At 45.8% G+C, this 7,352-nt stretch carries 7 protein-coding genes; 4 read left to right on the plus strand and 3 right to left on the minus strand.

Features of this window, described 5'->3' with window-relative positions:
- Positions 1-118 precede the first annotated feature (118 nt).
- Genes CHA01nite_RS05855 through CHA01nite_RS05865 form a run of 3 tightly spaced genes read right to left on the minus strand, consistent with a single transcriptional unit; the run spans position 119 to position 3,395 of the window.
- Positions 119-2,266: a xanthine dehydrogenase family protein molybdopterin-binding subunit gene (locus CHA01nite_RS05855; protein ID WP_146940375.1), complete on the minus strand. Its 2,148-nt coding sequence runs from the start codon at positions 2,264-2,266 to the stop codon at positions 119-121.
- Between the two features lie 9 nt (positions 2,267-2,275).
- Entirely contained in the window at positions 2,276-2,908 is a 633-nt protein-coding gene (locus tag CHA01nite_RS05860) for a hypothetical protein (RefSeq protein WP_228458349.1), read from the minus strand.
- Between the two features lie 19 nt (positions 2,909-2,927).
- Complete coding sequence (locus CHA01nite_RS05865) at positions 2,928-3,395, minus strand: (2Fe-2S)-binding protein (protein ID WP_146940376.1); 468 nt, start codon at positions 3,393-3,395, stop codon at positions 2,928-2,930.
- Positions 3,396-3,697: 302 nt separating this feature from the next.
- Here CHA01nite_RS05865 and CHA01nite_RS05870 point away from each other — a divergent pair, with 302 nt between their 5' ends.
- The 4 genes from CHA01nite_RS05870 (at position 3,698) to CHA01nite_RS05885 (ending at position 7,160) form a co-directional block, all read left to right on the plus strand.
- Positions 3,698-4,615 carry a universal stress protein gene (locus CHA01nite_RS05870; RefSeq protein ID WP_170234691.1) on the plus strand — a complete coding sequence of 306 codons (918 nt, stop codon included), beginning with the start codon at positions 3,698-3,700 and terminating at the stop codon, positions 4,613-4,615.
- Between the two features lie 10 nt (positions 4,616-4,625).
- A complete protein-coding gene (locus tag CHA01nite_RS05875) occupies positions 4,626-5,078 on the plus strand; it encodes a GNAT family N-acetyltransferase (RefSeq protein ID WP_146940378.1) in 453 nt (150 codons plus the stop codon).
- A 1-nt stretch (position 5,079) separates the two neighbouring features.
- Positions 5,080-6,183 carry an alanine racemase gene (locus CHA01nite_RS05880; RefSeq protein WP_146940379.1) on the plus strand — a complete coding sequence of 368 codons (1,104 nt, stop codon included), beginning with the start codon at positions 5,080-5,082 and terminating at the stop codon, positions 6,181-6,183.
- Positions 6,184-6,287: 104 nt separating this feature from the next.
- Entirely contained in the window at positions 6,288-7,160 is an 873-nt protein-coding gene (locus CHA01nite_RS05885) for a helix-turn-helix domain-containing protein (RefSeq protein WP_146940380.1), read from the plus strand.
- The last annotated feature ends 192 nt before the right edge of the window (positions 7,161-7,352 follow it).

A 7,352-nucleotide genomic window follows, 5' to 3' on the forward strand; every position in this document is an offset into this window, starting at 1 on the left:
AAGGACCGGTTGTTATTATCCCGTCATTCTGACTCCGTCCGCCTGCTGTTTATCAAGAGGTCTGCAATCTGTCTGTAACGCTTAACATTCTGCCGTTAAGCCTCAGACGCTGATCTTTTCAGATCTGCGCCAGATCAAAAGGCAGGGTTCTGATTCTTTTTCCGGTGAGATCGAAAATAGCATTGGCCAGCGCAGGGGCAAACGGCGGCAGTCCGGGTTCTCCTACTCCGCCTGCATCTTCCTTATTTTCCATGACATGCACTTCAACAGGTGGAATGTCATAGATTCTTGGCAACGGATAGGTGCTGTAATTCATCAGATCTGCTTTTCCGTCGGTAAAGGTCTGTTCATGCATGGTAGCGCCCAATGCCATCACGATGGAGCCTTCCACCTGTGCCTGGATGATATCGGGGTTTACATACCATCCGCAGTCGATTACCGCCCAGACTTTATCGATCTTCACCCCTCCGCCTTTCCGTTTGGAGACCTTTACGACCTGTCCGACGGTGCTTTTGAAACATTCGGTAATGGCTATTCCGTATCCTTCCTGCGGTCCGCTGCTTTTCCATTGGCTCACCTGCTTAAGTCTGTCAATCAGCTTCCGCGTTCTCTCATCATCCATGTACTGCCTTCTGAATTCCAGAGAATCCATGCCCATGCTGCGGGCGATTTCGTCCATAAAACTTTCATAGGCAAAACCGTTGGTGGAAGCATACACGGATCTCCACCACAATACCGGCACCGGTGTTTCAAAAGGAATATCCGAGAATTTTATATTTTTAATGGTCTTGAAATACGGCTCCATAAAACCTTCCGTCGTGCTTGGATTGGCAGTTCCTTTTTTGCCGCTCTGCCAGTGGTTGATGTTCTGCCCGACCATCCTGAATTTAAGGTCCGTTAATTTTCCGTTTTCGATAATCCCTTCGCCACGATAGGAAACTCCGGGTCTGAACGGCCCCTGGGTCGCATCATCTTCCCTTGACCACACTACCTGTACCGGTGCATTGATTTTTTGGGAAATGGCCACCGCTTCATTGGGGAAATCGGTAAAGGCCTTTCTTCCAAAGCCTCCACCCAGGAAGGTCATGTTGACGGTTACATTTTTCGCGTCCATATTGAATGCTTTGGCGACGTCCTTCTGAATCCAGTCCGGTGCCTGAATTGGTCCCCAGATCTCAATCTTATCCTTCTGGTAATGGGCGATACAGTTGATCGGCTCAATAGCGAGATGCGATTGGTACGGCGTCATGTAAACCGCTTCAATTTTTTTTCTGCTTCCGTCGGCCGTTGTATTGACGCTTCCCTGTTCCTTTGCGGTAAGGCCTTCTTCCGTCACAAGCAGCTCCTGATGTTTTTTATAGATCTCCGGTGTATTGACGTGCTCAAAGCCTGAATCGTCCCAGACGATCTTCAGTGCTTTCCGGCCCTGTAAGGCTGCCCAGCTGTTGTCTGCGATCACGGCTATGCCTTCCCGGTCGGTATCCCAGACTTTCATGGTAATCTTGATGACGTCTTTTACGCCTTTTATTTTCCTTGCCTGGGAATCGTCAAAGCTTGCCACCTTCCCTCTGAGTCTGGGATTCCTTTCCACAGAAGCGAAAAGCATTCCCGGAAGCCGCTTATCCAGTCCGAACACGGCGGCACCGTTTGTTTTCAGGTGGGTATCCATTCGTTTTACCGGTTTTCCGATAATTTTATATTCCGAACGCGGCTTCAGATCCACTTTTTCAGGCGGGGTAAGTTTGGAGGCTTCCGCAACCAGCTCGCCGTAATGGAACTTGCGTGAAGTTTTTTCGTGAATGATGTTTCCGCTCCGGGCCATACATTCTGCCAACGGGACATTCCACCGCTTCGCTGCAGCCTGGCGCAGCATTTCGCGGGCAGTAGCGCTTAGTTTTAAGAGGTTCTTATAAGAGGTTCTGATCGTAGAGCTTCCTCCGGTGATCTGGCTTCCGTATTTCGTACTTCCCTGCGCAAAGATTACATCCACCTGGCTGAGATCCACTTCGAGTTCTTCCGCAATAATCTGCGGCACGGAATGATAGGAACCCTGTCCCATTTCCGCCCGGTGATCCACCAGCGTAATCCGGCCTGACGTGTTGATAATGATCCACGCATTCATTTCTATGTTTTCCGCCAGAGCGGCGCCTTCCGTAATAACGGATGCTTTTGAAATTCCCGGAAATATTCCCAGGCACAATGCGGCTCCGCCCAATCCTGCCAGCTGCAGGAACTTTCTTCTTGAAAAATCGGTTTCTTTAGACATATTCCTGTTTTATTTAGCGGGAGCATAGGCTCCGGTGGTTAACCATGTGATCCAGGCTTTTTTAAATTCCGCATGGGTCAAAGGCGGTTTTTTCAGTCCGTCTGCCGGATTGAACCCCGCCAGGACCAGGCCGTCGTCGGCATGTTTAATGAGCGCTTCTATATTTTTGTTTCCGTTTTCTTTTTTATTGAGCAATTGTATGGCCAGCTCATGAGCCGTTTTCCCTTCGAAAACCATTTTCATATCGGCCGGCGGGAGGTGCCATTTCGGATTTCCCGGCGGCATGTGAAGACCCGGTGTATTTTCATCCTGGTGACAATTGGCACACTTCATTGCATACAGTCCTTTCCCATCGGGACCGCGCTGCGGATACATCTGGTGAACATGGCTGTCGTCACCTTGCAACGGAATATCCCCGGCCGGGTGGCAGTTGAGGCATCGCGGACTCATCAGAACTTTATACACTTCCCCGAATGCTTTCACTGAAGCAACGCTGTCTTTTTTCACAATAGAAACCGGAGCGTAGGTTTTGTTCACGTTCCGGCTTACCATTCCGAAGGCACTGGCAGAAATAGCCACCACAAAAAAGCCACGGAATAAATATCCTGACTTCAGTTTTATCTTTTTGAAAAATGTGATCATAATTTTTCGTCTTTCAAAATTAAACGGTTCCCTTTTTCTGTAAATCCGCAGCAATCTTAATGGCTTTACGGACACGGGAGTATGTACCGCAACGGCATAGGTTCCCGGCCATCGCCAGATCGATATCTTCATCGGTCGGCGAAGGATTTTCCCTTAAGAGCACTGCTGCCGCCATAATCTGTCCCGAATGGCAATAGCCGCACTGCGGGACATCAATTTCCTGCCACGCCTTCTGTACCGGATGGTCATTGTGCTGCGATAACCCCTCGATAGTAACGATTTTCTTGCCTGCCGCCCTTTTTACTTTGGTAACGCAGGATCTTACCGCCTCGCCGTCCAGGTGCACCATACAGGCACCGCACTGGGCAACGCCGCATCCGAATTTGGTTCCGGTAAGGCCTACGATATCCCTGAGTACCCACAAAACCGGCATGTCTTCGCTCACATCCAATGTATGGGTCTTTCCGTTAATATTTAATGATACCATATCAATAGTTTAATGATTTTTTAAATGATGATTCTTATTCTCCTTATATTCCGGTGTGGTTATTCTGAGCGTGTATTTTTTTAAATTTAAAATTTAATCCAGCCGCTACCTTAGCAGAAAAGTATAATATTTTATCTAAATATAACTATTTTTTAAAAATTGTTAACTATAAAATATTTTAATTAAAATAATATTAATAAAACCTCCTCTACCACATAACGGTAAAATGTACCATGATGCGCATGATTCTTGACATCTTCAAAGAGATATTTTATTTAAATTTGAAGTTTAGCCAGTTTACAATGAAAGATTTTATCAGCATCAAGACCATTTTGGTAGCCACGGACTTCTCAACCAGGTCCGATCAGGCCGTAAAGGTAGCCGTTCATATGGCTAGGCGCCATCAGGCAAGGATTATTCTTTTCTATAATTTCAACAGCTTCTTTATTATCGACAGGACCGGCCGGCAGATGGTAGGTAAGGAAACCATCAGCGAGAATTTCGAACAGGTGGAAAACAGCCTGAAACTTATTAAAGAATACCTGTATGAACAATATGATTTTACAGACTGTAAGACGGTAACCGGGAATGATACGCTGATCAGCAGCCTCAACAAAACGATACAGGAAGAATCCGTAGACCTCGTCATTACGGGAGCATCCGGAAAGCAGGGCATCAAAGAACTGATCCTGGGATCATCTTCCTACCAGATCCTTACCGCCGCCAACTGTTCAGTGCTTCTTGTTCCTGAAGATTCGCACCAGCTGAATTTTAAAAAGATCCTTGTTCCGGTACGGGTGCTTGACAAGCTGCATGAAAAGTTTGACCTTTCCAGGCTGATCGCTGAAAAAAACAAAGGAACCATCCGTCTTTTGGGTATTTCTCCCCAAAAGCAGCTGGCGGATATCCGGAAAGCCTATATCGGCTTAAGGAAAGAACTCAGGAAAAGCAACATCGAACATGATGCTTCTTTTATTGTCACCAATGATAAGGCTATGGAGATCTCCAGGGTTTCCAACGATTCCGAGTTTGATCTGATTATCCTGAACTATCAGGACGAAGGAAACTGGAAATCGTTTTTCTCGGAAAATTTCCTGAAGCGGATCATCAACCGGACGTCGGTTCCCCTATTATTTTTTAAAGATCCAAATAATACCAATCCACCAACAGATCCTGAAGAAGGTATGGGCTACGACATTACCCTTCCATTCCCGGGATAAAAAGACTTTTATGATAGAAATACACACCTTTAAAACCAACACTGAAAACACAGGCCATACCCTTGATACAACCGAAATCGTAAAATTTCTCCACCGGCACCTGGAACAGTACGGGGATCCGGAAGAAGATATCGCCCGGGCACTCGACTACTGTATAGGCAAAGACCGGAAGCCCGGAGGCCTGCTTATCACCGCCCGGCAGAAATCAACGCAGGAACTGGCCGGTGTATGCATCCTCAATAAAACCGGGATGAGCGGATATATCCCCGAAAACATCCTGGTGTATATTGCTACCGATAGCAGGCTGCGCGGCCAGGGCATCGGAAAAAAAATAATGCAGGAAGCCATCGGTCATACGGAAGGAGATATTGCACTGCACTGCGAACCTGATAATCCCGCTTTCCATCTTTACGACAAACTGGGCTTCAGAAGTAAATATCTTGAAATGCGATTAAAAAAATAAAATGTCTTACATAACCCTCAATACTGATAAACTCAAACACAATTACCTTTTTCTCAATCAGCTTTTCAGCCGTCACCATACCGAATGGGCCGTGGTTACCAAACTGCTCTGCGGGCATGAGGCTTTCCTCAAGAGCCTGCTGTCTATCGTGGGCAAAGACGCCTGCGATTCCCGGCTGAGCAATTTAAAAAAGATCAAAAAGATTTCTCCGGCTACCCGAACCATCTATATCAAGCCACCGGCAAAAAGGTTGGCGGAAAGCATTGTAAAATATGCGGATGTAAGTTTCAATTCGGAACTGGCAACTATAAAAGCCCTTTCCGGAGAAGCCCGGAAGCAGGGCAAAACTCACCGCATCGTTATCATGATTGAAATGGGTGAGCTCAGAGAAGGCATCCCTGCAGATTCACTGATGGATTTTTATGGGGAAGTGATCCAATTCCCCTGCATTGAAGTCATCGGCATCGGCACCAACCTCAACTGTCTAAACGGAATCCTGCCCGACCGTCAAAAGCTTACCGATCTGGTTTCCTATAAGAAATGTACGGAACAGCGGTTCGGACAACCGATTCCTTATATCTCGGCCGGATCATCCGTTACCATTCCTTTGCTGATGAATGGAAATGTACCTGCGGGGATCAACCATTTCCGGATCGGCGAAACCCTGTTTTTCGGGACAGATGTCTTCAGTGATGCGGTTATTCCGGAGATGTGTCAGGATGTTTTCCGGCTTACGGGCGAAGTAATTGAAATTTATGAAAAACCCATGGTACCCAGCGGAAAAGCAGGAACCAATCTTATGGGTGAAAGCCCCGAGTTCAGTGAAGAAGATATGGATAAGACTTCTTTCAGGGCCATTGTTGATATCGGCATCCTGGATATCGACGTGAAGCAGATTTTTCCCCTGTCGGACGGAATTGAAATCCTGGGTGCCAGTTCGGATATGATGATCCTGAATATTACCGACGACCGGAACCTTTGCAAAGTAGGCGATGAAATCGATTTCGGCATGAATTATATGGCCGTTCTGAGAGCCATGAATTCGGATTATATTGATAAAGTACTGGTTGATGATAAAAAAGAATCTTTTATTTCAGAGCTTTAAGAGATCCGATCCTGTTTAGCCTTTTTTCTTTACCAAATCTTATTTGAATCATCATTAAAAATAAATGCGGTTCCCTATCTTTGGAGAACAACAATACCTGATTATTGGAGCAGAATATTAAAACTTTACCCCTTCATCATTTTGAAAGCCGGAATGCTTTTAAGACCGGAATGCTGATGATGACCATTCCGGAATTTCTTGCCGGTATTGATCCGGAACAGCATTCCACCAACCGTTTTTACACCGTTCTGTATTTTAAAAAAGCCAGCGGATCCATTACCATTGATAACCGGGCGCATCAGCTCCGGGAAGACCGGATCTTTTTCCTGAATTATAACCAGGTGTACCATTTAGATCCTGAAACTTCAGCCAGCGGCTTTGTGATGATGTTTACAAAATCATTTTATAACCATCTTTATACGGGAAACCGGCTCATTAAAAGCGAAACCGTACTGAGTGACGTTCCGGTCTTCATCGATCTGAAAGCCGGATCTAAAAAAGAACATGCCGGTGCATTTGAAGAAATTTTAAAGGAATACCGGAAAAACGTCTTGTTTTCCGCAGAAATTATTTGCCTTCACCTTAAGATCTATATGCTTAAATACCTGAGGACCGCCAGTTCAGGTCATGCCGCTCCCCTTCTTCCGGATCACAAGAAAGAGACGGTACAGAACTTTTCCGAACTGGTAAACCGGCATTACAAAGAACATAAAACAACCGCTCCGTACGCCGAAAAGCTGAATCTTACCGCCAATTACCTCAACAGCTTGGTAAAAACCCAACTCGGCATCAGTGCAGGAACCCTGATTAAAAACCGGATTATCCTGGAAGCGGAAAGGTTGCTGCTTCATACTACTTTATCGGTTACGGAAATATCCTATGAGCTTGGATTCACCGACAATTCCCATTTCGGCAAGTACTTCAAATCCGTAAAAGGAATTTCACCCAAAAGCTACCGGGACCATAAGCATTTCTAAAACATTTAATTTTTGGAGCGGTGATATGCTGTAAAGTTTATAAACAGAATTTTTTAATTACATAGAAGGATGATGAAGTTAGAATCACGAAAGATGTTAACACATAAGGCCTATAAGATTTTAGTTTCCCGGTGGCTGAGCGGAGCCGAAGCTACGGTACTTTTATCCGTGAAAATCTATGCAATCCGTGGG

The sequence above is a fragment of the Chryseobacterium hagamense genome (assembly GCF_007991455.1).
GTDB lineage: Bacteria > Bacteroidota > Bacteroidia > Flavobacteriales > Weeksellaceae > Chryseobacterium > Chryseobacterium hagamense.

What these genes read in the sequence shown, in the direction of transcription:
- CHA01nite_RS05855 (WP_146940375.1), bottom strand. Translation starts at nt 2,266, where the DNA reads ATGTCTAAAGAAACCGATTTTTCAAGAAGAAAGTTCCTGCAGCTGGCA.
- CHA01nite_RS05860 (WP_228458349.1), bottom strand. Translation starts at nt 2,908, where the DNA reads ATGATCACATTTTTCAAAAAGATAAAACTGAAGTCAGGATATTTATTC.
- CHA01nite_RS05865 (WP_146940376.1), bottom strand. Translation starts at nt 3,395, where the DNA reads ATGGTATCATTAAATATTAACGGAAAGACCCATACATTGGATGTGAGC.
- CHA01nite_RS05870 (WP_170234691.1), top strand. Translation starts at nt 3,698, where the DNA reads ATGAAAGATTTTATCAGCATCAAGACCATTTTGGTAGCCACGGACTTC.
- CHA01nite_RS05875 (WP_146940378.1), top strand. Translation starts at nt 4,626, where the DNA reads ATGATAGAAATACACACCTTTAAAACCAACACTGAAAACACAGGCCAT.
- CHA01nite_RS05880 (WP_146940379.1), top strand. Translation starts at nt 5,080, where the DNA reads ATGTCTTACATAACCCTCAATACTGATAAACTCAAACACAATTACCTT.